The following is a 25,392-nucleotide window of genomic DNA, read 5'->3' as shown; positions in this document are numbered from 1 at the left end:
CAATCGGCACACCGAGTATTCGGTGCGCCCCCGTAGCTCAGGGGATAGAGCGTTCGCCTCCGGAGCGAAAGGTCGCAGGTTCGAATCCTGCCGGGGGCACCACGAAAACGCAGGTCGGCGACAGATTTTCGACCTCGTTACGGTGCCATGCCAACAGATCCAGAGTCTTTTCCCCGACTACTGTCGATCTCATGCCTCGCGTCGATCCCGCTCCCACGTACACGATGCGTCAGCTGGCTGCGTTTGTCGCGGTGGCCGAGACCGGAACGATCAGTGCCGCAGCCGAGCGCCTGCACCTCTCTCCTTCCGCCCTGTCCTCGGCGCTCACCGAACTCGAACGCGCGCTCAAAGTTCAACTGTGCGTTCGCCGTCGCTCATTCGGCATTCAACTGACCCGCACCGGCGAATCCGTTCTGGTGCGCGCCCGCGCGCTACTTCAGCAAGCCGGGGAACTCGAGTCCGACGCACTCGGAACCGGCGGAAGCGTGTCAGGGCCCATTGCGATCGGCTGTTATCCCGCTCTGGGGCCGACGGTATTGCCGTCGATGATCGCCGGTTTCACCCGTGAGAATCCCGACGCGCAGGTGGAGTTCCGCGAGGACACTCAGAATCGACTCCAGACACATCTCGAGAACGGCGAGTTGGACCTCGCGATCGCGTACGACCTGGATCTCTCGCCACAATTGCGCACGGTTCCGTTGGCCGTCCGCGAACCCTTGATCGTCCTGGGTGCCGAACATCCGCTCGCGCGGTCCGAGCGACCGATCCATCTTCCGGACCTCGCGGAACACCCGATGGTTCTCCTCGACGCTCCGCCGAGCACCAAACACGCGCTCGATGTCTGTCGCGCAGGCGGATTCATCCCGAAGGTTGCATACAGAACCGCGAACTTCGAGACGGCGCGGGCATTTGTCGGGCGCGGACTCGGCTGGACGCTGTTACTCCAGCGCCCCAAGATGGACGTCACGTACGAGGGGCTCGAGGTGGTCGTCAAGACCATCGCTTCCCCTGTCGTGCCGTCGGTGCACGTAGTTCTCGCGTGGCACCAGAACACTCGTCTCAGCCGCGTCGCACGCGCTTTCATAGAATTCGTTTCACCCTCGGAACCTGCCTAATAGTCCCACTACCAGGCAGCGGAGCTGGTTCCACGCATTTTCCGTGCAAGAACCTCCAATTCTTTCGCTTTTCAATTGTTGTGGCGCACGTCATTGTTTCTTCAAGCCACATTCATCTCGAAAGGCACTTCATGACCTCCATCGCCTCACCGACCGCTACGCGCACCGCCGCGACGGTCAAGGCGCGCAAAGCCGCCCTCGGCAGCTTTGTCGGCACCGCCATCGAGTGGTACGACTTCTTCATCTACGGCACCGCCGCCGCGCTCGTGCTCGGCAAGCAGTTCTTCCCCGGCACGTCCGATCTGGCCGGCACCCTGGCCGCCTTTGCCACCCTCGCCGTCGGATTCGTCGCGCGACCCATCGGCGGAATCGTGATGGGCCACTTCGGCGACCGCATCGGACGCAAATCCATGTTGGTCACCTCGTTGATGCTGATGGGCTGCGCCACCGTTGCCATCGGCCTGCTACCCAACCACGCCGCGATCGGCGTCTTTGCCCCCATACTCCTGGTGGCTTTGCGATTCGTTCAGGGACTCGGCGTCGGCGGCGAGTGGGGCGGCGCAGTTCTGGTCGCCACCGAAAACGCACCGGAAGGCAAGAAGGGGCTGTACGGCAGCGCACCACAAATCGGTGTTCCCGCAGGCGTACTGGTGGCCAATCTCGTCTATCTCCCCCTCGCTGCCTTCATGGACGACGATGCATTCAACTCCTGGGGATGGCGAATCCCGTTCCTGCTCAGCGCAGTTCTTGTGGGCGTCGCGATGTGGATCCGTCTCGGCCTCGAGGAAAGTGACGAGTTCACCGCTTCGAAGTCCGAAGCACCGGCGGAGTCCATGCCGATTCTCGAGGTTCTCACCAGACACTGGAAGACAGTGCTCCTCGCCGGCGGAACCTTCATCGCCACCAACGGAATTGCGTACGCGTACATGGTGTACGTCCTCAAGTACGGCGAGACCGAACTCGGCTTCGGCAAAACCACGATGCTCTTCCTCCTCATCGCATCCTGCCCGTTCTGGATGGCGGGAATGGCTTTCAGCGCTCACAAGTCGGACACTCTCGGACGCCGAACCGTCTACATCCGCAGTTCGATCGCGCTGGTAGTGGCGGCAGCGGTGTTCTTTCCGCTGATCGACACGGCGATCGTCCCGGCGATGCTCGTATCGATGATCGCCCTCGGCTTCACGCTCGGCTGCTGCGCCGGGCCACAAGCGGCACTGTTCGCCGAGTTGTTCCCCGCACATATCCGCTACAGCGGAGCGTCACTCGGATACCAGATCGGCGCAATCCTCGGCGGCGGTCTGGCCCCGATGATCGCCACTGCGCTCTACGCCGCCTTCGACACCTCGTTCGCCATCACCGTCTACTTCGTGATCATTGCCGTGATCAGCCTGGTTTCCATCCTGCTACTCCCGGAACCTCAACTGATCCCGAAAACCACTGCCGCACAGAAAGCCTCGTGACCATGTCGACCTACTTTCATCCGAAGAAGTACGCACCCGAGGATTTCGCTTCCACAGCGCCTTCGGCCGACGCACTTCCCGTCGTGATCGTCGGAGCCGGCCCCGTCGGCATGGGCGTAGCCATGGGCTTGGCACAGCGCGGCATTGCCGTCACGATTCTCGAAGCGGCCGATCAGGTCTCGTTCGGCAGTCGCGCGATCTGCGTGTCACGGCACAGCCTCGAAGTTGCCGAGCGTCTCGGCTTCGGCGCCGAACTCGAAGACATCGTTCTGCCGTGGGTGGGTGGCCGGAGCTACTACCGTGATCAGGAAGTGCTGCACTTCCGCATGGCGTCCGCCGATCACGACGCACGCGGTCCGATGGTCAACGTGTCGCAGTCCGAGTTCGAGCAGATCATGACGGACAAGTTGCTCGCTCACCCTCTGGTGAACTTCCACTGGTCGTCGTCGATCGCGGGCATCGTGGCCGGCGATGACGAGGTGACGCTGACCGTCGACACCGCGTTCGGAACTCGCGAACTGCGTGCGGCCTGGGTCGTTGCCGCCGACGGTGGCCGTAGCAAGATGCGCGAACTCAGCGGAATCCGCTTGCAGGGCAACAGCTACGAGGGCAACTACGTCATCGCGGACATTCATTGGGAATCGGAACTACCGGCCGAGCGTCTGGTGTGGTTCGACGCGCCCAGCAACCCGGGGTCCACGATCATCATGCACCGCCAACCGCGGGACATCTGGCGCATCGACTACCAGCTCGACGCGTCGGACGATCCCGAGGCAGAGACGCAAGAAGATCGCATCCGCGACCGCATCACCCGCCACCTCGAATGGCTGCAGAGCGATATCCCCTGGACCCTGGAATGGTTCGGTTTCTACCGCGCCCATGCACTCGCCCTGGAAGATTTCACTCACGGCCGTGTGCTCTTTGCCGGCGACGCCGCGCATCTTGTTCCGATCTTCGGTGTTCGCGGCCTCAACTCGGGTATGGAAGACGCCGAGACCTTGGTGTGGCAACTGGCCGCCGTCATCAACGGAGCTGCCGATACCGCCATCCTCGACGCGTATTCGAAGGAACGTCGCAGCGCGTGGCAGCAGAACGTCGACAACGCAGGCAAATCGACGCTCATCATGTCGCCCGGCAGTCACGGCTACCGAACCGCCCGCGACGCCGTACTCGAACTCGCCACCAAGCGAAGCGAATTCGCGCACCTCATCAACCCGCGCCAGTCGAGTGCAACGCATGCCCGTCTCTCGCCGCTGACGTGGCCCACAGCTGCGGGCACCGAGGGCGTCCTACCCGGGGATCCGTTGGAAGACAGAGTCGTCCAGGTCTCGGTCGACGGTTCGAAAACCTCCTTGAACAGTCTGCGCGGTACTGGATTCGGCCTGCTGGCTTTCGGCCTGTCAGCTGAGCTGGTATCCGAACTCGACACGCAAGCCGAAATCCTTGGTCAGGCGATTGCTCCGGAACCCGTACGGGTGATCACCGCGGGAACTACCGACTCCACGATTCCCGATGCCGAAGGCAATCTCGCATCTGCCCTCGGTGCTCGTGTCGGCGAGATCTTCGTGATTCGGCCCGACGGATTGGCGCTCTGCCGCATCAGCGATCCCACGCAATTGAACGACGTGGCCAAGCACCTGACGGCCGGTACTGCGCCCACGCACTTCGATGCAGCACCGTCGGCGACTACTGCGGTGATCGACGACGAGGGCCGCCGCGAACACGTCTGGTTGGCACTGTCGAACGCACTCGATCAGGTTGATCCGGCCGACCGCGAAGCCATGTTGGTGCGGCTGGCGCTGATTCTCTGTTCGCAAGCTACGTCGACAAGCTTCGATGCGGCCTTGAAAGACGCAGCCCCGAAAGACGCAGCCCCGAAATCTGCTGCTCGCTAGTTCAGACACAGCAACTCGGCCGCGCAGGATTGTCTCCTACGCGGCCGAGCGCATTCGCGGATGAAGCGAGTATTCAGTTGACCTCGGCCAATTCCTTTTCTTCCTCAGCGCGCCTGTCACTCGCCGAGTTTCCCCTCAGCGACCTTCCACGTACCAGCGGCGAGACGGTGATCGCCAAGCCCACCAGCGCGACTCCGGTAACCAGGATCAGTCCGGGATGGAACTGTTCGAATCCGGCGGTACCGGCACCGGATGCGGTGTGCGATCCGGCGGTCACGAGGGCGGTAGTCAGAGCGAGTACGAGCGCCGCACCGACCTGAGCGGACGTGTTCACCAGCCCGGACGCCAAACCCTGCTCCGAGTCGTCGACGCCGGAGGTGGCCTGGGCCATGATCGAGGTGTACCCCAAGGCGAATCCGAGTCCGAGCAGGATGACGCTCGGCAGAATCGCCACGACGTACGACGGTGAATCGCTGCCCGCGAAGAGGAACCAGAGGTACCCGACGCTGAGCGACGTCAGTGCCGCGATGATGAGCTTGGCACTGCCGTACAGGTCGACCAGCCGTCCGACGAACGGCGATCCGAATGCGACGATGATGCCCGCGGGGAGCAATGCCATCGCCATCTTCAGGGGCGACCAGCCGAGGGCCGACTGCAGGAAGATCGTCATCATGAACTGGAAGCTCAGGTAGGAACCGAAGAGAGCGATGATGGCCAGATTCGCACGAACGATGGTGCCGACGCGCAGAAGCCCAAGTCGCACAAGTGGATGAGCCACCTTCTTCTCCACGAAGAAGAACGTCGCAAGAAGCACGGCTGCGACGGCGAACGAACCCAGCGTCATCGGGTGTGCCCACCCACGGGTCGGAGCCGAGACCATCGTGTAGACCGTGAGAAGCATTCCCGTCACCAGGGTTACGGCGCCGACGAGGTCGTGTCCCCCGGTATCTGCGGGACGGTCCCGCGGAATGAGGAAGTACCCACCGATCAGTGCGATGACGGCGAACGGAACCGGCATCAGGAACGTGAATCGCCAACCGGCACTGGTCAACAGCCCGCCAAGGATCAGGCCCGACGAGTAACCACTGGCACCGAACACGGAGAACACCGACAGCGCACGGTTACGGGCCGGGCCCTCTTTGAACGTCGTGGTGAGAATGGACATTGCGGTCGGAGCGGTGAAGGCCGCAGCCAACCCCTTCACGAATCGTGATGCGATCAGCAGTGTTCCGTTGTCGACAAGGCCACCTACCAGCGAGGCGATGGCGAACACGGTCAGTGCGATCAGGAAGACCTTCCTGCGTCCGAGAAGATCGGCGGTACGTCCACCGAGTAGCAACAAGCCGCCGAACCCGAGGACGTAGCCGTTGATGATCCACTGCAGCGAAGTAGTGGACAGGCCCAGTTCATTGCCGATGGACGGTAGAGCGACGCCCACCATCGACACATCGAGACCGTCGAGGAACAACACGAGGCAGAGCACCGCGAGGATGCCCCACAGCTTGAGGGACCAGCCCTCCCCTGTGGCCGGGTCCGTGGATTCCGTAGAACCCGGGGTTTCCGGCGAATCGAATGGTTTGAGTGTCGAGTCTGTGCAAGTCACGTCAGCGAGAATAGATGCACATGCACATAATGCACAAGCATTTAATGCAATTGCACGTAATCGAGTCTTCAACTAGAATGCGGTCGTGACGTCGGAATCCGAATTGCGCAACACCTGGCGCTCGCTGTCGACCAGCTACAACGACATCGCGTGCGAACTCGATCGCCAGATGCAGTCGGCGCATGGGCTGAGCATGAGCGACTTCGAGGCTCTCGACCGGCTCATGGACGCCACGTGCGAACGTCCACGCATGCAGGAGCTTGCCTCGGAGATGTACCTGAGTCCCAGCGCGCTCTCCCGTAGCGTGGCCCGTCTCGAGAAGGCCGGACTGGTTCAGCGAGCACTGTGCGAAGCCGACCGGCGCGGGGTGTTCGTCGACGTCACCGACAAAGGACGTCAGGTACACGCGGACGCCAGCAAAATCCAACTGGCCGTATTGGATTCACGCCTGCGCGAGCAATAGCCGTACGGCGGAGGAGCACCGCACCGCGCCCGGCCACCGGGCCCGGACCGTTCCGGACTAGACTGAGCACATACCGACGCGCCTTTCTGTTGCCGTCGGCGATCGACAGCAGCGCAGCCGGCACGCTTTCACGCGATCCTGGCCGAGGCAATCTGCCAGCGTTCCTGCGGCTTCTGCTAGTCCCTCAGGCGCCTGCCTGACATCTCTACCTGCTCCTATCGAGAGATACACAATTGAACAACGCACGCACCCTTGGAGTCATCGGACAGTCGAGCAAACCGGCAGAACGCCGGTTGCCGATCCATCCTGCGCATTTCGATCGCATCGATGCCGAACTACGTTCTCGGATCTACCTCGAAGAAGGCTACGGCCACCCCTTCGGTTACTCCGACGACTACCTCTCGCGCCTGGTGGCCGGAATCCGCACGCGCAAGCAGATTTTGGCGGAAACCGATGTGGTTCTGCTACCGAAGCCGTTGGTGCGTGACCTCGCCGAACTCCGATCGGGTCAAGTGCTCTGGGGCTGGCCCCACTGTGTCCAGGACACCGAGCTGACACAGATCGCGATCGACAAGAAACTGACCCTTATCGCCTTCGAAGCCATGAACTTCTGGCACAGCGACGGATCGTTCAATCTGCATGTGTTCCACAAGAACAACGAGTTGGCCGGCTATTGCTCGGTACTGCACGCCCTGCAGTTGATCGGTTCCACCGGAGACTACGGCCGCCGTCTCACTGCTGCCGTGATCGGTTTCGGTGCCACTGCACGCGGCGCCGTCACTGCACTCAAGGCGCACGGTATCCATGAAGTCGACGTACTGACTCAGCGCGGCGTCACCGCCGTCAGCTCCCCTATCCACTCGGCGCGAATGGTTTCTTTCGACAACGACAACGGTGACGTCCGCGGCAGCCACGTCATGCTCGACAATCACAGCGTGCCGGTGCCGGGTTTCCTGGCCGAGCACGACATCGTCGTCAACTGCGTCCTGCAGAACACGGATGCCCCGCTGACGTTCCTGACCGAGGAAGACCTCATGGACTTCCAACCGGGAAGCCTCATCGTGGACGTCTCGTGCGACGAAGGCATGGGGTTCAGCTGGGCTCGTCCCACCTCGTTCGCGGATCCGACCTTCATCGTCGGCGACAACATCACTTACTACGGCGTCGACCACAGCCCGTCGTACCTGTGGAACTCGGCGTCATGGGAGATCAGCGAATCACTTCTTCCCTACTTGCCCACTGTGATGGCAGGAGAGACGGCTTGGAAGGCAGACGAGACCGTCGACCGCGCCATCGAAATCCGTGACGGCGTCATCGTGAATCCCGCCATTACGCGTTTCCAGCACCGCTCGGCGGACTACCCGCACGCTGTCATCGCGGAATAGGCGCCTCGATCAGGCCTGGCCGGCTGCCGCGTTGATCGGCGCCATGTCGAAATAGTCGCGCCAGGCACTGATCTTTCCGTCCTCGACTTCGAATACCCCCATGACCGGGAGTGCTACCTCGGCACCGTTGATGGTGAAGACGTCGACGCGCTCGTTCATGACGGTGTTGCCGTCCGCAACCTGACGCTTGATCTGAAAGTCGATGTTGCCGAAGGCACCGACAAATTGCTCGATGAACGCCCGGACGGCCTCGCGACCGACCACTGGCTCCATCGGGATGTTGTGATAAACGACGTCATCGGTGAAGTGCTCGACGATCTTCGCGACGTCGGCGTTCGCCCAGAGTGCACAGAATTCGGTGATCAGCTTGTCCGGTGTCATTGTGTGCCAGCCTCTTTCGAATCGTTTTCGTGGGGTTCGATGATTGCCAGGATGCTTTCGATCTCGCCTGCCGGTATCCCGAAGTACTCGGTGACGAAAACTGTACTGGCCGGGGCTTGGCCAGGTTTTCCGAGGTCGAGCAGGTACCGCGCCACGACGCTCTCGCCCCACTCACGCAGCGCGAGCTCACGTATCGCCACGATTCCGCGATATTGCTGCCCCTGTTCGAGTTCGTTGCTGATGAAAGCGCCGGTATCACCCGTTCGCTGACCGTTCTCGACCCGCCAGGCGTCGGCGGCGAATCGGACCTTCGTTGCGTCGTGAGTGAGCAATGCGTTCACGTATTCACGCGCCATGGCGACGCGTCCGCTGACCGCAGACTCCGTGGAGTGCTTGGCAATTGCGCCCAGGATCGACTCTGACAACTCCGGTCGGCAGATCACGAGATCCGGTAGGTAGGGATGTGATTCGTTGTAGAGCAGCGGCGAACCGTCGATGCGGCTGCAATGCAGTCCCGCCGCCTGCGCAACTCCGACCGGTGCCGCCGAATCCCATTCCCACTGCCCACCGGCGTGCAGGTACGCGTCGACCTCTCCGCGCACCACCGCCATCGCCTTGGCGCCGGCCGATCCCATGTGCACGACCTCTGCGCCGAGTTCGGCCGCCACGGCTTCGGTGAATGCGGGCGGTCGCGAGCCACTGACGACTACTCGGAGCGGCGAGTTGGCAGCAACCGAGACTGCCTCGTCGCCACTGGAGTACACCGCTCCGAGCGCCGGCTGCGACACCGCCGCTGCGGTAATTCCACGACCGCGTTCCCAAAGCGCCACGTGCACTGCCCAATCCGCATGATCCGGCAAGCCGTATTCCTTGGAGCCGTCCAGCGGATCGATGATCCAGACCCGGGATGCCTCCAGACGATTGCGATCATCGGCCGACTCTTCCGAGAGCACGGAATCTTCCGGCCGCTCGGCGGCCAACCTGTCGAGGATGTAGGAATCGGCTGCCTTGTCGCCTCGTCGGCCCAGCTCACGACCGTCGTCGACACCCAGGCCCTCGGCTCGGATCCCCAGGAGGATCGCACCAGCGGCCTGCGCCAATTCCGCCGCGAGTGCCTCGTCGGCGATTCTGCTGTGTGTGGATTCGCTCACCGGTCCAACACTTCCATAATTCGCAGCGCAAGTTCGGTAGGCGTTCCGTCTTCGGGTCTGATCACGAGCTCGGGGCTGGCTGGAGCCTCGTAAGGATCGTCGACCCCGGTGAAACCCTTGATTTCCCCGGCCCTGGCCTTGGCGTACATACCCTTGGGGTCTCGGGCTTCACATTGCTCGATCGGGGTGTCGACATAGACCTCGACGAACTTCAGTCCAGCAGCCTCGTGGGCCGCCCGAACTCGATCGCGGTCCTCGCGGTACGGACTGATCAGGCAAGCCACTGCCACTGCACCTGAATCAGCGAACAACTGCGCCACGGCGCCGACTCTGCGAACGTTTTCCGCTCGGTCCTCCGCACTGAACCCGAGATCCGCATTCAGGCCGTGCCGGAGGTTGTCGCCGTCGAGGCGGTACGCCGGGATACCCGCGGCCACCAACCGGCGCTCGAGTTCCACCGCGATCGTCGACTTACCCGAGGCCGAGAGTCCGGTGAGCCACACAGTCCCACCGGTGGTCGCACGCTCCTCGCGAGAGACCTCCGAACTGTGCCAGACGACGCGCGACTCCTTGAGCGTCGGACCGTTGATCATTCCAGCAGCAACGGTATTGCCCGTGGTCTCGTCCACGAGAATGAAGCTGCCCGTCACCCGGTTGCGGCGGTAAGGATCGAACATCAACGGTTGTTGCGTCTTGATCGAGATGCGTCCGATCTCGTTGAGGGACAGAAATTCTGCCTTCTCGTCGCGGTGCAGAGAATTGACGTCCAGGCGATAGTCGAGCTTGACGATCTGCGCTTTCGTGGAGCGCGTGGTGTGCAGCAACGAGTAGCGGTTGTTCTCCGACAGGGTGGTCTGCTCGGTCAACCAACAGACCATCGCATCGATTTCCTGCCCGACCTGCGGCCGGTTGTTGAGCCGACACAATTGGTCCCCGCGGCTGACGTCGAGATCGTCGGTCAGCTCGATGCATACGGCCGACGGCGCAAACGCCTCGTCGATCACGTCACCGCCCGGCCCGTGGACTGCCTTCACCGTCGAGGTGAATCCTGAAGGTAACGCCACGATTTCGTCACCAGGCTTGAAGACACCACTGGCAACCGTTCCGGCGTATCCACGGAAATCGTGGAGGTCGGCATCCGTTTGCTTCTGCGGACGGATCACGTACTGCACCGGAAACCGAGCGTCGATCAAGTTGCGATCCGAAGCGATGTGCACCTGCTCGAGATGGTGCAGCAGAGAAGGCCCGTCGTACCAGGACATGTTCTCGGTCCGGGCAACGATGTTGTCTCCCAACAGCGCCGACACCGGAATGAACGTCAGATCGTGGACGTCCAACTTGATCGCGAACTGTCGAAACTCTTCCTTGATCTCCTCGAACCGTTCCTGAGACCAGCCCACCAGATCCATCTTGTTCACACACAGCACGAGGTGCGGAATCCCCAGGAGCGTGGAGAGGAATGCGTGCCGCCGCGTCTGTTCGAGCACGCCCTTCCGTGCGTCCACCAGGATCAGGGCAAGATCGGCCGTCGACGCGCCGGTCACCATGTTGCGGGTGTACTGCTCGTGCCCGGGAGTGTCGGCGATGATGAACTTCCGGTGAGGGGTCGCGAAATACCGGTGGGCCACGTCGATCGTGATGCCCTGTTCACGCTCAGCGCGCAATCCGTCGGTCAGTAGCGCGAGGTTGGCGTACTCGTCTCCGCGCTCTCGACTGCTCCGCTCCACGGCTTCGAGTTGGTCCTCGAAGATCGACTTGGAGTCGTAGAGCAACCGGCCGATGAGTGTCGATTTTCCGTCGTCGACGCTGCCCGCCGTGGCGACTCTCAGCAGTTGCGGCATCAGAAGTACCCCTCTTTCTTACGATCTTCCATGCCGGCTTCGGAAATTCGGTCATCAGCTCTGGTTGCGCCACGCTCCGTAATACGGCTCGCTGCAACTTCTTCCACGACAGCAGCCGGCGTTTCGGCCGACGATTCGACGCATCCGGTACACGTTGCGTCGCCGACCGTACGGAAGCGCACCAACGCCTCGTAGGACTCTTCGCCGTCGCGAAGTTCGAGGAAGCGGGTGCGTGCCAACAACATTCCGTCGCGCGGAACCACGTCGCGACGATGGGCGTAGTAGATGCCGGGAAGGTCGATCTGTTCGCTCTCGATGTACTGCCAGATGTCGAGCTCTGTCCAGTTGGAGAGCGGGAAGATCCGAATATGTTCGCCCTTACGGTGTTTGCCGTTGTACAGGTTCCACAGTTCGGGTCGCTGCACCTTGGGATCCCACTGCCCGAACTCGTCCCGGAAGCTGAACACCCGCTCCTTGGCGCGTGCCTTCTCCTCGTCTCGGCGAGCACCACCGAACACGGCGTCGAACTTGTTGTCGCGAATTCCGCGCAGCAACGCGTGTGTCTGCAGGCGATTGCGACTGGAACCGACTCCGGTGTCCTCGATGACGCGACCGGCGTCGATGTCGTCCTGCACGGTGGAGACGACAAGACGCAGGTTGAAGCGATCGACCGTGCGGTCGCGAAATTCGATCACCTCGTCGAAATTGTGACCGGTGTCGACGTGCATCACGGCGAACGGCAATGGGGCAGGCCAGAATGCCTTGGCCGCTACGTGCAGCATCACGACGGAATCCTTACCTCCGGAGAACAGGAGGACCGGCTTTTCGAAAGTCGCTGCGACTTCGCGGAATATATGGACCGCCTCCGCTTCGAGTGCTCGCAGATGCGACAACTCGTAGGCGGGCGGGGTCTGGAGTGTTGCCATGTCTTTCGCTCCTGAGCATCACGTACTCCGTGCGGAACACCATTTCCGCATCGGTACATTTATGTACCGGACTGGTTCTAATTTGAACGCAATCACAGAATAGAACTCGTTCTACCCAAAGGTCAATGACCGGCAATCAGACGTCACAGACCGCGAACCGGACTCCGGCCACCAACTTCCGCCGTCACCGCATCCGCTGCCGCAACCAGCGCCGCGGCCCTTCGCTCGATCTCGGCGCCCGTAATCGCCCCACCCACATACAGCGTCAACACAAGCGCCTGATGCCCCTCGGCGTCGTAGGTCGGGGCAGCGATGAGACTGACGGGATGCTCGTCGTCGGAACTGATGTCGCGTCCGAGGTACACCCTCTCGCCCAGGCTCGACACCATCTCACCGAGCAGTTCACGCACCTCGGGCGGGAGATCATGCGTCGCAACACCCGCCATCAGCGTGTGAAGTCGCTGCCCGACGGGGTCCAGACTCTCGACCAGGTACCCCGCGGCGCGGCACTCGCGGACCACGTTCCACAGACGCTCGCGATCCAAGCGCACCGGCAGACTCGGCTCCTTGCTCAGCCAACTGTCCATGTCGTGATCCGAACCCCAGAGGACGTACATCAGTCCGACCGGCGGAGCGAACGGATACACCTGCCCGACCTTGGCAGCGCGACGTGCTCCGACCGGTCCGGTCACCTCGAGAACACTGATCTGGTCACCGATCACGCCGGACGCCGTGCACGTCGTCCCGAACTCCGCACTCACCTTCGCCAGATGGGTGCGGGCAATAGGGCCGACGGCAAATCCGCGCTGAGCTGCACGTCCGGCCGCAATCAAGGCCGGACCGAGCCCGTAGGTCTTCGACACCTCGTCCCGAGTCAGGTATCCACGATCAGCCAGTGCCGTGAGGATTCCCAGGCAGGTGGGCTTGCTGATCTCGAGCGCGCGGGCCAGTTCCGACAGCCCGAACCGCTGATCAGGGCGGCCGACGAGGTAATCGAGTACCTGAACCACCCGCTCGGTGGGAGGCGATTGCCTCCCCCTCGGGCGACCATCTTCAGGCGCCTTCTCCGGTCCACCCATTGACCACTCCCTAGAACGCGTTCTATTGTCGGAATACCCAACATCTACCAAATAGGTACATATTTGTACCACGACGCTCTGGACCGGCGACATAGTCGGAACTGTGAGGAGCCAGCGTGCTGACGGACCCGTTTGCCGAGGCGATCGCCGAAGCCGAGAAATTGATCGAGACTGCGCCGCACATCAGATCCGAACAGGATCTACTGGAGGGATACCAATATCTGGCCGGCGGAATCATCGCGACGACGCATGCCGCCTGGGCCAGCGAAAAGACTCATCCGAGTTTCATCCAGGGCACCGGGCCGTTCACCAAGATGGGTCTCGACAACCCGGACACCCTCTACTTCGGCGCCCGTATCAACGACGACAAAGAATACAAGGTCACCGGAAAGCGCGGCACCACAGCCGATCTCAGCTTCCAGGTGTTGAGCGGGAACTACACCAACTCGAATGTCCCCGGAAGCGAGATCGCCTTCGACGACCGCGAACTGGAGATAGACGACGACGGCAACTTCGTCGCTTGGTTCGGCCCCGGCCCTGCCGACGGCCGAGCCAACTACTACACCCTGGCGCCCGGTTCCTCGCAGTTGGTCGTTCGCGAGGTCTACAGCGACTGGAGTCAGCAGCGCGGCGTGATCCGAATCGAGCGCACCGATTCGATCGGGATCGCACCGCCACCGCTGACCGCCGAAGAGACCGAGAAGCGGTACGCACGGGCCGGAAAGGCACTGGTCACGCGGGTCAAGACGTGGCTGCAGTTTCCGGAGTGGTTCTACCTCAAGCTCACGGTCAACACCATGACCGAACCACGTCTGACGCCGGGCGGACTGGCGACACAGTACTCGTCGGTGGGACATTACGAACTGACCGACGAGCAGGCGATGATCATCACGGTTCCGGCGTCGGACGCACCGTATCTCGGCTTCCAACTCGGTAGCCTCTGGTACATCTCACTCGACTACGTCAATCATCAGACCTCCCTCAACAACGGCCAGGCACAGGTGGATCCGGACGGGATGGTCCGGATGGTGGTCAGCGAGAAGAACCCCGGTGTCACCAACTGGATCGAAACCGTCGGGCACCCGCGCGGCATTCTTCAGTTCCGGTGGCAGCGGGTCTCGCGCGAGCTGACGCCCGAGGACGGCCCCACCGTCGAGATCGTTCCAGTGGAAGACATTGCGAAGCACCTGCCGCATTTCGACACCAACGCCATCAGCGCCGAGGACTGGGCAGCGCGAATTGCCCAGCGCCAGGCCGCCATCGACAACCGAATGCTGGGGTAAACATGACCGCCTTGCTCGAAGACCGTGTAGTAGTCATCTCCGGGGTCGGCCCCGCTCTCGGCCGCGCTCTGGCGCTTCGCTGTGCGTCAGCCGGCGCGAGTCTTGTTCTCGCAGCGCGCACGCAATCGCGGCTCGACGACGTCGCGAAGGAAATAGTCGATGCCGGTGGGCGCGCCGTCACCGTTGCCACCGACATCACCGACCAGGCTTCCGCCGAGAATCTGGTGGCCGAGTCCATTGCCGCCTACGGCAAAGTCGACACTCTGATCAACAATGCCTTCTCGATTCCGTCGATGAAGCCATTGGCTCGCACCGATTACCAGCACATCCGCGACAGCATCGAACTGACCGTACTGGGTGCGCTGCGCCTGACTCAGCTGTTCACGCCGGCACTTGCCGAGTCGGACGGCTCCGTGGTGAACATCAATTCGATGGTGTTGCGGCATTCGCAAGAGCGTTACGGCAGCTACAAGATGGCGAAGTCGGCCCTGCTCGCCATGTCGCAGTCCCTGGCCACCGAACTCGGCCCGCAGGGAATTCGTGTCAATTCGATTGCACCCGGCTATATCTGGGGCGACACCCTCAAGGGTTACTTCGCGCACCAGGCGGAGAAGTTCGGCATGACCGTCGAGCAGATCTACGAGCACACCGCGTCGAACACCGACCTCAAGCGCCTGCCGACGACGGATGAAGTATCCGATGCGGCGATCTTCCTGGCGTCCCCGATGGCCAGCGCGATCACCGGCCAATGTATCGACGTCAACTGCGGCGAATTCCATCACTAGGAGCACCATGACTGAACGCACTCACGTCGGCACCGTCGAGGATCTCCATGCCTCGGCGACGCGGATGACCGGCCTGACGGACTTCGGCGTCGACGATTACACCGAAGCTCTGTCGGTCCTGCTCGAGTCGTACGACCGCGACGAGGATCTGACACCCTTCGGCAGCAAGATCTCTCGGGTATTCCTACGCGGCGCCCTGGTGGCACGTCTGCTCAGCGAATCCGCATGGAAGGAACATCCGGAACACGCCGACGTCAAGATCGAGCGGCCGATCTTCGTCACCGGATTGCCACGCACCGGCACCACAGCGCTACACCGCCTCCTCACGGTCGACCCGGCTCACCAGGGTCTCGAGATGTGGCTGACCGAGTTCCCCCAGCCGCGTCCACCTCGCGATACCTGGGAATCGAACCCGGTCTTCGCCAAGATCGAGGAGACGTTCGGCCAACACCACGTCGAGCATCCCGAATTCATGGGCGTGCACTACATGTCCGCCAGTGAAGTCGAAGAATGTTGGCAACTCTTGCGTCAGACGTTCAAGTCCGTGTCGTACGAGTGCCTGGCAAATCTACCCACGTACTCCGCATGGCTGAAGGACCAGGAGTGGTCGAACGCCTATGCACGACACAAGAAGAACCTGCAGCTGATCGGTCTGCCCGATCAGGATCGACGGTGGGTCCTCAAGAACCCGAGCCACCTGTTTGCGCTCGACGAATTGATGGAGGCGTACCCCGACGCTCTCGTCATCCAGACTCACCGCTCCCCCACGACAATCATTCCGTCGGTATGCAGCCTGGCCGCCCAGGCGACAGAGGGTTGGTCGAACACGTTCACCGACAAGGTGATCGGCGAAAGTCAGCTCGAATTGTGGGCCAGGGGACTCGAGCAGTTCGACAGTGCACGCGCACACCACAATCCGGCTCAGTTCATCGACGTCGACTATCAGGACTTCGTCACCGATCCGCTGGGAACCGTCGAGAACATCTACGCGCACTTCGACATCCCGTTGACCTCTACAGCGCAGCAGTCGATGGAGGCCATGCACGAGGAAAGCCGCTCGGGTGCTCGCAAACCTTCGCACAAGTACACGCTCGAGGAGTTCGGTCTGACGAAGGAGCAGGTGGAAGAGCGATTCGGAACTCGTTGAGAACCGCTGGCCGACGACCTTGCTGACAACTGAAGCCCCGCCGATCGGCGGGGCTTCAGTGATCGAAACGCGGTCAGCTGCCGAGATGCTCGCCCAGCAGTCGGTCCAACTCGTCCGGCGCCTCGTCCGGAATCCAGTGGCTCACGCCGCTGAGAACCTCGAACCGGTACGGACCGTCGACAAACGCGGGGGTGAGCGCAGAACCCTTGGGCCCGATGGCAGCATCGCCATCACTCCAGACGTGCATGGTCGGCACGGTGACCCGGGCAGTTGCGGGGTTCGGCTTGGTCATCCACATCGCGCGATACCAGTTCAGACCACCCCGCAGGCGGCCGGGAGCCAGCATGGCATTCAGATCGCGTCGTGCGTTCTCCGGCGTCTGCCCGCTCGAGATCAGGAACTTCTCACCCGCCGACGTGGAGGACAGAACCTTCTCGGGAACGAAGGGCAATTGGAACGCCCCCATGTACCACGATTTCAGTCCCTGCGTGCTGGTCACCATCGCCTTGACGAACGCCAGTGGATGCGGAACCGACACCGCGGTAACGGTGTTGAGCAAATCCGGCCGCTCGGCAGCGACCTGCCATGCGACTGCGGCACCCCAGTCGTGGCCGACCAGGTGCACCTTGCCCACCGCGAGCGCGTCGATCAGTGCGACAGTGTCAGCGGCGAGTTCGGACCCGCGGTACGCCCAGCGCGCTTTCGGCCTGGCGCCGGGTGAGTACCCTCGCTGATCCGGCGCCACCGTGCGGAAGCCGCGGGTGTGCAGCAGCGGTGCGAGCTGATCCCACGAGCTCGAATCCTGCGGAAAACCATGCAGGAGGATCACCACCGGACCGTCTGCCGGACCTTCGTCGCGTACGTCGAAGGTCAGCCCGGACCGGGAGTACGAGGTGAGGCGATCCGCCGGTGTAGTCATAGCGCCACGCTAGCCTTCGTGACCCCTGTGATCGGAGCCTTTTCACCAGCGCGCAGGAACTGGCCTGTCTTTTCGATTCCGAATCCCGGGGCGAATTCGCCGTCCCGGTAGACGAGTCGGCCGTTGATCACCGTCGCGACGGCTGCGTCGTCGCTGCGGTTGACCATTCGGCTGATCCCGCCGTACTCGGGGACCTTTGCCTCGAACAGGCCGTCCACCGACTCGTCGAGCCCGGCTGGATCGATGACAACGAAGTCCGCGCGGTCACCCTGGCGTAGATGCCCGGCATCGATGCCGTACCAATCCGCCAGTTCGCCGGTCAGGCGATGAATTGCCCTTTCGACGGTGAGGAACGGTTTGCGGTCACTCTGGGCGTCCTTGACACGCTTGAGGAGTCGCACCGGATAGTTGTAGAACGCCATGTTGCGCAGATGCGCACCCGCATCGCCGAAGCCCATCTGCACGCCGGAACTCGCGGCGAGTTTCTTGGCGAACTTGGGACGATGATTGGCAATAGTGGTGCGCCAGCGAAGTTCTCGTCCGTACTTCACCACCAGATCGAGGTATGCGTCCACGGGGTGCACTCCCCGGACGTCGCCGACCTGACCGAAGTTCTTGCCGATCAACGTCTCGTCCGGGCAACCGACGATGACGGCGTCGTAGAAATTACGATGCCAGATGCGAGGGGAGAACTTGTTGTCGTAGTCCTTGCGGAATGCGCGGCGGTACGACTCGTCCTGGAGCAGTTCGTTGCGCTCCACCTGGTCCTTGAGGTGCAACGCGGCGGCGCCGGCACCGAACTCCTCGAATACGACGAGGTCGATTCCGTCTGCATAGACGGTGAACGGAACCGGAAGGTGCTGCCACTTGAAATCGGTCTTGGCGAAGCGGTTGAGCAGCGGGGCCGCAGCGAGCATGAAGTACACGATCACCGGGTAGGCCTTCGAATCCGCACCGGAGAGCAGCGATGTCTTGAGCGGCTTCTTGCGTCCGATGGCGGAGCTTTCGGCGAAGAACGCCGCGACGTTCGGATGCAGGTTGATGGTCGGAGCACTCTGCAAGATCTTGCCGCGATCACGCAGGATACGGTTGAGGAATCGGAACTCCTTCCACCGTGCATACGTCGACGGCAAAGAGCGAGAACGGTATTCGTCGCCGTCGATCTTGTCTAGGGCGTTGGTCATCGACGACAGGCCCAACATCCCCGCATCGATGGCGTCCTCGAGCATCGAGCCCATCCGGCCGAGTTCCGAGCGGGTCGGCTTGACTTTCTTGTCGGTGCCGCGCCCCAATCCGAGTACGTGCGTGCGAATGTCGGAATGGCCGATGAAGGCCGCGACGTTCGGTCCGAGCGGAAGGGTTTCGAGTGCAGCGGTGTACGCCGCGGGACCGGTCCAGGTCTTGTTCGCTTCGAGGATGCGCAGCACCGCGTCGTGGGGCACTGCTTCGACCCGGCTGAACAGGTCCGCAATTTCGCGCGGGGTCGAATACACCGTCGACAACGAGCAATTACCGAGCACGACCGTCGTGACGCCGTGGCGAACCGATTCCGGAAGCCCTGGACTGACCAAGGCTTCGGCGTCGTAGTGCGTGTGGACGTCGACAAAACCCGGGAGCACCCACTTGCCGGCCGCATCGATCACCTCGGTGTCCGGCCCGATCTCGAGGCCCGTCGTGGACACCTCCGCGACCACGCCGTCTCGAATTCCGAGATTACGACGCAGACCTGGAGCCCCCGTCCCGTCGAACCACAACCCGTCGTTGACCACGATGTCGAAAGCAGACACTGTCGGACTCCTCGCCTCACGTATGTGTTACCTCACGTTATAGACAGCGTTGAGTAAAAGTCAATGAACCTTCGGGGCCAATACATAAGATGTCGGAATGGCTGCAGTCCCTCGCTCCCCCGAAGACCGTCAGAGGCAAATCCTCGAGGTGGCAGTACACATGTTGCGGACCGAGCCTTTCGACCAACTGTCGATGGACCGAGTTGCCGCCGAGGCCGGCGTCTCACCGCCACTGCTGTTCCACTACTTCAAGAACAAAAAGGGCTTCCAGAACGCCATCCTCGAGGCTGCCTCGGCCGATCTCGAAGATCGAATGCGACCAGATCCCGAGCTACCCATCACGTCCCAGCTGCGTTCAGGTATCGAAACTTTCGTCGACGCCGTTATCGAGCACCCCACCATTTACCTCGCCGTGATGCGGATGGCCGGCAGTGGCGACGTCCGGATGCGCACGATCTACCGTGGGATGCGCCGCACTTTCACCACGTGGATCGTCGCTGCGCTCACTAATCTGGGCATCGAATCGAACGCGACCGTGGAGGCGACAATCGCCGGGTGGCAGGCGTTCATGGAGGAAATCGTCGTCAACTGGATCGACGAGCCGACGCTCGAGCGAGGCGAGATGGTCGACCTCTGTGAGCGAATTTTCTACCACTGCCTACCGGCAGCGGGCATCAGCGTGGAGCAAATAGTGGCAGCCACCGCCGTCGCGACGGCCAGTGAGTCCGGCGCAACACAACTGTGATCTTCGCGCCGGGGTTTCACAGGTGGTCACGATTGGGTATCTTGCTTGCAGTGGCACTGGACCACGACCCCAACACATGAAGGATCCAACATGGAGTCTGTCGAAAACGTATTGCCCGAGGGTGTCAAGCTCGAAGACGTCTTGAGTGTCCTCAAGGTCGCAGTTGCGGGCATCGGCCTCATCAGCGCACTTTCGGCATTCAGCTGATCGCAAAGCGTCATCGACAGGCCGGACTTCGGGGAGTCCGGCCTGTTTTTTGTTTCCATTCCTGAACAAACCGTGAACTTTTCAGCAACTTCAGCGCAAAGCGGTCATTTCGACCCAAACAAGCGTCCAGTTTGCTAACTTGTGTCTGCGACACAAGGTCGTACAGAAACACCACGCAGACACAACCTTGTACATACAAACCTGTACATACGACACGGAGGACCGAAACATGGGTTCCATCAACACCCTCAGCGCCGTCATCGACATCATCAAGGTCGTCCAGCCGTTGATCGCCAAGCTCAACCTCAGCTGATTCGCTTGCACCACACCCCTGCCAGGGCGTAACTCGAAATGGGGCCGACATTGTCGGCCCCATTTTCCATAGGTGCACTATCTCAGCCGAGGGCCTTCTTGATCTCTCCTGCCAGTACCGACGCCAACTGCGGCGGCACCGCATTGCCGATCATCGTGCGCACCGCTCCCCACTTGCCTTCGAATACGTAGTCGTCGGGAAATGTCTGGAGGCGAGCAGCTTCTCGGACGGTCAACGATCGCGTGTGTTTCGGGTGCACGTTGCGGGAAGCCGAGATCATCCCGAAGGTGGTTCCGACCGTCGACGCCGGCTCGTCCCACCGCAGTCGCTTGTACGTCGTGTTGTATCCGGACGACGGTCGCATGGCCGGATCTTCGTTGTCGTGAGCCGACATTCCTTCCGGCACATCACGCAGCCACCGCAGGACGTGCTCGGGATGCTCGACGGCCCAGTGCAGCGGGTCCGTTTCGCAGGCCTGTCCGGATTCCAGCGGAGCCAGGTCGACGGTGGCATCGCGGAAAGTCCTCAGCGGCGCAACACCATTCACGCCGTGAGTCTTCGGCGGAAAACGCAGCGGACCGATACCACTGTCGCGGCGGGTCGCCACGATGAACACTCGTTCCCGGAACTGCGGGACGCCGTAATCCTGCGCATTGACCGTGTTGACCGACGCGTCGTAACCGCGTGCAGCCATCTCGCCGAGTATCCGGTCGACGACCATCCCACCGTCCTCGTCCTTCATGCTGAGCAGCAATCGCACGTTTTCCATCACCACGACCTTCGGCTTCACCAGGTCGGCGAGCTCGAGCAGGTTCCGGAAGAGACGGTTGCGCGGATCGTCGCGGTCGCGTCGGCCGGCGAGGCTGAAACCCTGACACGGCGGCCCCCCGGCCAACACATCGATGTCCACTTGTGCCAGAAGGTCTTTCACACGGGCTTCATCGATTGCCCGGATGTCCTCGCCGAGGCACCTCGCGCCGGGGAAGTTCCGATCGAAGGTCGCGCGCGCCTCAGGAACGACTTCGATGTATCCCTCCACCGAAAACCCCGCCATCCGAAAGCCTTCGGCCATACCCCCACAACCGGAGAACGCCGTCAGTACGGTGGGGGCTCCTCTTCCTGCCGCCGCGACCGCACGCCTGGCCACCGAGGCGGGGACATTGACCGGTCTCGCTCGACGCGCACGGCTACTTCCACTCGATCGCTTCCGCGGGGCCGCGTACGTGCCCTCACGCTTTGCCGCTTCCAACGCGGAGAGGACTGCGAGAACTGCGCGCGCCACCGGTGGCTTCGGATACGCCTTGTCGAGTTCCCACGCGGAGACGACGGCTGACGAGACTCCCGCTCGGCGGGCGAACTGGAACTGACTGATCCCCACGTCCAAGCGCCGCGATCGCAGGTCCTGTCCCGAAATCAATTCAGTGCCTCACTCAAGTGGTCCGCTCGCTCCGGCAGCCCAGACTATCGCAGCCGACACCGCGAACCAGGACCGCACAAGAGAGACCGGCAGGCGGTATGCCTGCCGGTCTCCGATACGAGCGGATGACGGGATTCGAACCCGTGTGAACGGCTTTGCAGGCCGGTGCCTAGCCACTCAGCCACACCCGCGTCAGTGAGTAACTCTGCCCCGAGTGACGGCGTCGAACCACAGTTCCGCTCAGCATGATTCGGATGCAATCCCACAAGGCGTTCCAGTCTCTGGGAAAACTGCGAGCCCTTCGGGAACAAATCGGTCAGTCTCGATGCTGACTCCCCCGGTGGGCGCAGGTCATACGAAGTGCGGCCCGAATTTCGCCCGAACGACCGAGCAGTTCGCCAGACCCAGACAACCCAGAAGGTTTCATGAGTGCCGAGAACACCGCCATCGCCCCGCCTGTGAAGGCAGCTCCGCCCTTGGAGGCGGCCCCGCTGGAAACGAGCAGTGTCGACCGCAAGCCGAGTGTCGGAAAGATCCTGGCCCTCGGTTCCATGACGGCACTCGGACCCTTCACCATCGACATGTACCTGCCTGCGCTACCGGATATCGGCGCCGATCTCGGAGTCTCGTCGTCAACGGTTCAGCTGACGATCACCGGAACCCTCGTGGGCCTCGCGCTCGGCCAACTGTTGGTCGGGCCGCTCTCGGACACGCTCGGCCGCAAGAAGCCGCTGCTGGCCGGGATCGGCGTCCACATCCTGGCTTCGCTGCTGGCGGTCTTCGCACCGAGCATTGCGGTCCTCGGAATCCTGCGGGTCTTCCAGGGCATGGGCGCGGCGGCCGCGGCAGTGGTCACCATGGCGATCGTCCGCGACCTCTACAGCGGCAACACCGTTGCCGTCGTGATGAGCCGGCTGATGCTCGTGCTCGGCGTTGCGCCGATCCTGGCGCCCAGCATCGGTGGCGCCCTCCTCGTCGCCCTCGACTGGCGCGGGATCTTCGTCGTCCTGGCACTGATCGGCGTCGGCACGGCCATGATCGGTGCGTTCGGACTGTCCGAAACACTGCCGAAGGAAAAGCGTCGCCCGAGCGGATTGACGTCGGTTCTCCGCACCTACGGTTCGCTGCTCGGCGACCGCACGTTCATGGTCCTGACGCTCGTCTCCAGCGTCGGCATGGCGTCGTTGTTCGCGTATGTCTCCGGGGCGTCGTTTGTCTATCAGGACCAGTACGGCCTCAATCAACAGGAGTTCGCGCTGCTCTTCAGTGCGGGCGCGATCGCGTTGATCGGTGCTTCGCAGGTCAACGTCCGACTGCTCGACCGGTGGACTCCTCAGCAGATCACCAAGTGGGCCCTCGTGGCTGCGGTTGTCTCCGGCGCTGTAGTCATTACTGTCGCGGTCCTGGAACTGGGCGGGCTCGCCGGATTCGTGATCGCACTCTGGGTCATGGCCGGCGCAATCGGGTTCGTTCTCCCCAACGCCCCGGCACTGGCTCTCGCTCGTCACGGCGAGGCGGCCGGTACTGCGGCGGCGATGCTCGGTGCATTCCAGTTCGGCGTCGGTGCGGCCATCGCGCCGGCCGTCGGTCTACTGGGAAACACGAGCACAGCCCTGGCCGTCACGATGACGGCGTGTGTGTCGCTCGGTCTGATCGCTCTTCTGGCTACGACCCGAAAAAGCGATCGGACCCGAAAGAGCGATCCGACCCGAACGAGCGAATCGGTCTAACCGGCAGCGGAGAACCACTCGCTGTAGAAGGTGGCAAGTCCCAGGACGCACGAGATCGCGACGAAGATCCAGAATCTTGCGATCACGACGGTTTCCGGCCAGCCGAGTAACTCGAAGTGGTGGTGGATCGGGGCCATCTTGAATACGCGTCGACCGGACGATCGGAAGACCAGAACCTGGATGATCACCGACAGGATCTCAGCCACGAACAGGGCTCCGATGATGACCATCAGCAGCTCGGTGTGCGTCGTGACGGACAGGCCGACCACCAGGCCGCCGAGCGCCAAGGAGCCGGTGTCGCCCATGAAAATCTGAGCCGGAGCGGCATTCCACCAGAGGAAGCCCAGGCACGCCCCACCTGCCGCGGCAGCGACGATCGCGAGATCGAGAGGGTCACGAACGTCGTAGCAACCGGCGGCAGGCTCGAGGACACACGAGTTCCGGTACTGCCAACCGGCGATGACGACGTAAGTCCCCAGGATCATGCCCATCGAGCCGGCCGCGAGACCGTCGAGGCCGTCGGTGAAATTGACGGCGTTGGACCAGGCGAATACCAGAATGCAGAAGAAAACCACAAAGCCGATGGCACCCATGGAGAACACGGAGATGTCACGAACATGGGACAGGTACTGGCTTCCGGGAGTGACTCCGTTGTTGTTGGAGAACTGCAGGAACAGAATGCCGAAGATGATGGCGCTCGCCAGCTGACCGACAGTCTTTGCCGTCTTGTTCAGCCCGAGATTGCGCTTCTTGCGGATCTTGATGAAGTCGTCGAGAAAGCCGACGATTCCCAGTGACGTCGCCAGCGCGAGAACCAGCCAACCGGATGCAGACAACCGCGGTAGCCGCGAGCCGAAACCGATGATGTGTGCCGCCAGGTAGCCCGCCCACATGCCTGCGATGATCGCGATGCCGCCCATCGACGGGGTGCCACGCTTGCCCTGATGGCTCTGCGGACCCTCGATCCGAATCTCGTGCCCGAGCCCCTGCCGCGAAAGCACACGAATGAGAAACGGAGTCAGGAAGAGCGCGACGAACAACGAGACGCCACCCGCTACGAGGATTGAAATCACCCGTGGGACTCTACAGACGTAAGCGGCTGCGACACACAATCAGACAAGGCACCCGACCGCTTCGCAGCATGGGATGATCGAACCTATGTCTCCCCCCGCGCCGCTCCCCCTCGACCCCATCGAAGAGGCGCATCGTCAGTGGACGGAGCACGGTTGGAGCGATGTCGCCGACGGCATGGCTGCGGTCACGTCGGTGATGCGTGCGCAGCAGATCATGATGGCGCGGGTCGAAGAGGTACTCAAGCCTCTCGGGCTGACCTTCGCCCGCTACGAATTGCTGACGCTTCTCACCTTCACCAGGTCGGGCGCACTCCCGATGGCCAAGGCCAGTGCCCGCCTCCAGGTTCACCCCACCAGCGTCACCAATGCCGTCGACCGCTTGGAGAAAGCCGAGCTGGTTCGGCGGGTCCCCCATCCCAGCGATCGACGTGCGACGCTCATCGAGATCTCCGACGCGGGTCGCGCGCTCGCCCTCGAAGCCACCGAAATGCTCAACAGCAAGGTGTTCGCACACCCCGGACTCCAGCAGGACAAGCTCGAGCAATTGGTGACGATCCTCACTGAACTTCGCAAGACTGCGGGTGACTTCGACACCGGCGGCGCACCCACCAAGTGGTGAACCGACCACCCGTACACACAAAAAAACTGCCCTCACACTCTCGACGAGTGTGAGGGCAGTTTCAGCTG

Annotated in this window: 22 protein-coding genes and 2 tRNA genes; 13 read left to right on the top strand and 11 right to left on the bottom strand. The window is 62.2% G+C overall.

From position 1 onward, the window contains the following. Nucleotides 1-26 precede the first annotated feature (26 nt). From G8767_RS27680 to G8767_RS27665, 4 genes are all read left to right on the top strand, one after another. Nucleotides 27-102: transfer RNA gene (locus G8767_RS27680), tRNA-Arg, on the top strand. A gap of 89 nt (nucleotides 103-191) precedes the next feature. Next, on the top strand, nucleotides 192-1,115 hold the full coding sequence (locus G8767_RS27675; protein ID WP_166812981.1) for a LysR substrate-binding domain-containing protein: 924 nt from the start codon (nucleotides 192-194) through the stop codon (nucleotides 1,113-1,115). A 131-nt stretch (nucleotides 1,116-1,246) separates the two neighbouring features. Next, nucleotides 1,247-2,575, top strand: coding sequence for an MFS transporter (locus tag G8767_RS27670; protein ID WP_166812979.1), 1,329 nt, complete (start codon nucleotides 1,247-1,249; stop codon nucleotides 2,573-2,575). 2 nt (nucleotides 2,576-2,577) lie between these two features. Continuing rightward, the gene (locus G8767_RS27665; protein WP_166813001.1) at nucleotides 2,578-4,470 is read left to right on the top strand and encodes an FAD-dependent monooxygenase; all 1,893 of its coding nucleotides are present in this window, start codon (nucleotides 2,578-2,580) and stop codon (nucleotides 4,468-4,470) included. A 73-nt stretch (nucleotides 4,471-4,543) separates the two neighbouring features. Here G8767_RS27665 and G8767_RS27660 read toward each other — a convergent pair whose 3' ends face one another. Continuing rightward, on the bottom strand, nucleotides 4,544-6,073 hold the full coding sequence (locus tag G8767_RS27660; protein ID WP_124569476.1) for an MFS transporter: 1,530 nt from the start codon (nucleotides 6,071-6,073) through the stop codon (nucleotides 4,544-4,546). Nucleotides 6,074-6,158: 85 nt separating this feature from the next. On the opposite strand from G8767_RS27660, the gene G8767_RS27655 reads away from it, so the two are divergent. Together G8767_RS27655 and G8767_RS27650 are read left to right on the top strand one after the other, a co-directional pair. After that, nucleotides 6,159-6,536 (top strand): MarR family transcriptional regulator, encoded by a 378-nt coding sequence (locus G8767_RS27655; RefSeq protein WP_003941367.1) that lies wholly within the window; start codon nucleotides 6,159-6,161, stop codon nucleotides 6,534-6,536. Between the two features lie 233 nt (nucleotides 6,537-6,769). Continuing rightward, on the top strand, nucleotides 6,770-7,921 hold the full coding sequence (locus tag G8767_RS27650; protein ID WP_095971591.1) for a N(5)-(carboxyethyl)ornithine synthase: 1,152 nt from the start codon (nucleotides 6,770-6,772) through the stop codon (nucleotides 7,919-7,921). 9 nt (nucleotides 7,922-7,930) lie between these two features. On the opposite strand, the gene G8767_RS27645 is transcribed toward G8767_RS27650, so the two are convergent. From G8767_RS27645 to G8767_RS27625, 5 genes are all read right to left on the bottom strand, one after another. After that, nucleotides 7,931-8,302, bottom strand: a complete 372-nt coding sequence (locus G8767_RS27645) for a limonene-1,2-epoxide hydrolase family protein (RefSeq protein ID WP_095971590.1) — start codon at nucleotides 8,300-8,302, stop codon at nucleotides 7,931-7,933. Continuing rightward, nucleotides 8,299-9,453: a 3'(2'),5'-bisphosphate nucleotidase CysQ gene (locus tag G8767_RS27640; protein ID WP_166812977.1), complete on the bottom strand. Its 1,155-nt coding sequence runs from the start codon at nucleotides 9,451-9,453 to the stop codon at nucleotides 8,299-8,301. The genes G8767_RS27645 and G8767_RS27640 overlap by 4 nt, the downstream gene beginning before the upstream one ends. Next, nucleotides 9,450-11,294, bottom strand: a complete 1,845-nt coding sequence (cysC, locus tag G8767_RS27635; protein ID WP_095971588.1) for an adenylyl-sulfate kinase — start codon at nucleotides 11,292-11,294, stop codon at nucleotides 9,450-9,452. Before cysC ends, G8767_RS27640 begins: the two co-directional genes overlap by 4 nt. Further along, nucleotides 11,294-12,220, bottom strand: a complete 927-nt coding sequence (gene cysD, locus G8767_RS27630; protein ID WP_166812975.1) for a sulfate adenylyltransferase subunit CysD — start codon at nucleotides 12,218-12,220, stop codon at nucleotides 11,294-11,296. Before cysD ends, cysC begins: the two co-directional genes overlap by 1 nt. 143 nt (nucleotides 12,221-12,363) lie before the next feature. After that, on the bottom strand, nucleotides 12,364-13,299 hold the full coding sequence (locus tag G8767_RS27625; protein WP_095971586.1) for a helix-turn-helix domain-containing protein: 936 nt from the start codon (nucleotides 13,297-13,299) through the stop codon (nucleotides 12,364-12,366). Between the two features lie 116 nt (nucleotides 13,300-13,415). Between G8767_RS27625 and G8767_RS27620 the strand changes: the two genes are divergently transcribed. Genes G8767_RS27620 through G8767_RS27610 form a run of 3 tightly spaced genes read left to right on the top strand, consistent with a single transcriptional unit; the run spans nucleotide 13,416 to nucleotide 16,514 of the window. Continuing rightward, nucleotides 13,416-14,582 (top strand): hypothetical protein, encoded by a 1,167-nt coding sequence (locus G8767_RS27620; RefSeq protein ID WP_095971585.1) that lies wholly within the window; start codon nucleotides 13,416-13,418, stop codon nucleotides 14,580-14,582. Nucleotides 14,583-14,584: 2 nt separating this feature from the next. Further along, on the top strand, nucleotides 14,585-15,367 hold the full coding sequence (locus G8767_RS27615) for an SDR family oxidoreductase (protein WP_007726165.1): 783 nt from the start codon (nucleotides 14,585-14,587) through the stop codon (nucleotides 15,365-15,367). 7 nt (nucleotides 15,368-15,374) lie between these two features. Beyond that, on the top strand, nucleotides 15,375-16,514 hold the full coding sequence (locus tag G8767_RS27610; protein WP_124569481.1) for a sulfotransferase: 1,140 nt from the start codon (nucleotides 15,375-15,377) through the stop codon (nucleotides 16,512-16,514). A gap of 73 nt (nucleotides 16,515-16,587) precedes the next feature. On the opposite strand, the gene G8767_RS27605 is transcribed toward G8767_RS27610, so the two are convergent. Then, nucleotides 16,588-17,433 carry an alpha/beta fold hydrolase gene (locus G8767_RS27605; RefSeq protein WP_166812973.1) on the bottom strand — a complete coding sequence of 282 codons (846 nt, stop codon included), beginning with the start codon at nucleotides 17,431-17,433 and terminating at the stop codon, nucleotides 16,588-16,590. Then, complete coding sequence (locus G8767_RS27600; RefSeq protein ID WP_166812971.1) at nucleotides 17,430-19,220, bottom strand: amidohydrolase family protein; 1,791 nt, start codon at nucleotides 19,218-19,220, stop codon at nucleotides 17,430-17,432. The genes G8767_RS27605 and G8767_RS27600 overlap by 4 nt, the downstream gene beginning before the upstream one ends. 97 nt (nucleotides 19,221-19,317) lie before the next feature. Between G8767_RS27600 and G8767_RS27595 the strand changes: the two genes are divergently transcribed. Together G8767_RS27595 and G8767_RS36405 are read left to right on the top strand one after the other, a co-directional pair. After that, a complete protein-coding gene (locus G8767_RS27595; protein ID WP_166812969.1) occupies nucleotides 19,318-19,965 on the top strand; it encodes a TetR/AcrR family transcriptional regulator in 648 nt (215 codons plus the stop codon). 394 nt (nucleotides 19,966-20,359) lie between these two features. Further along, on the top strand, nucleotides 20,360-20,485 hold the full coding sequence (locus G8767_RS36405; protein ID WP_255246884.1) for a hypothetical protein: 126 nt from the start codon (nucleotides 20,360-20,362) through the stop codon (nucleotides 20,483-20,485). Nucleotides 20,486-20,567: 82 nt separating this feature from the next. On the opposite strand, the gene dcm is transcribed toward G8767_RS36405, so the two are convergent. Further along, nucleotides 20,568-21,902, bottom strand: coding sequence for a DNA (cytosine-5-)-methyltransferase (dcm, locus tag G8767_RS27590; RefSeq protein WP_277346920.1), 1,335 nt, complete (start codon nucleotides 21,900-21,902; stop codon nucleotides 20,568-20,570). 120 nt (nucleotides 21,903-22,022) lie between these two features. Continuing rightward, nucleotides 22,023-22,093, bottom strand: a tRNA-Cys gene (locus G8767_RS27585). A 234-nt stretch (nucleotides 22,094-22,327) separates the two neighbouring features. Between G8767_RS27585 and G8767_RS27580 the strand changes: the two genes are divergently transcribed. After that, the gene (locus tag G8767_RS27580) at nucleotides 22,328-23,632 is read left to right on the top strand and encodes a multidrug effflux MFS transporter (protein ID WP_166812967.1); all 1,305 of its coding nucleotides are present in this window, start codon (nucleotides 22,328-22,330) and stop codon (nucleotides 23,630-23,632) included. On the opposite strand, the gene mraY is transcribed toward G8767_RS27580, so the two are convergent. Then, on the bottom strand, nucleotides 23,629-24,705 hold the full coding sequence (mraY, locus tag G8767_RS27575) for a phospho-N-acetylmuramoyl-pentapeptide-transferase (protein WP_003941316.1): 1,077 nt from the start codon (nucleotides 24,703-24,705) through the stop codon (nucleotides 23,629-23,631). The two genes, G8767_RS27580 and mraY, sit on opposite strands and share 4 nt — an antisense overlap. Before the next feature lie 85 nt (nucleotides 24,706-24,790). On the opposite strand from mraY, the gene G8767_RS27570 reads away from it, so the two are divergent. Next, entirely contained in the window at nucleotides 24,791-25,324 is a 534-nt protein-coding gene (locus G8767_RS27570) for a MarR family transcriptional regulator (RefSeq protein WP_054825961.1), read from the top strand. The last annotated feature ends 68 nt before the right edge of the window (nucleotides 25,325-25,392 follow it).

Source organism: Rhodococcus sp. IC4_135, from assembly GCF_011602025.1.
Taxonomy (GTDB): domain Bacteria; phylum Actinomycetota; class Actinomycetes; order Mycobacteriales; family Mycobacteriaceae; genus Rhodococcus_F; species Rhodococcus_F baikonurensis.
Note: the sequence above shows the minus strand (reverse complement) of the source record. Positions and strands in the feature narration are given on the sequence as shown.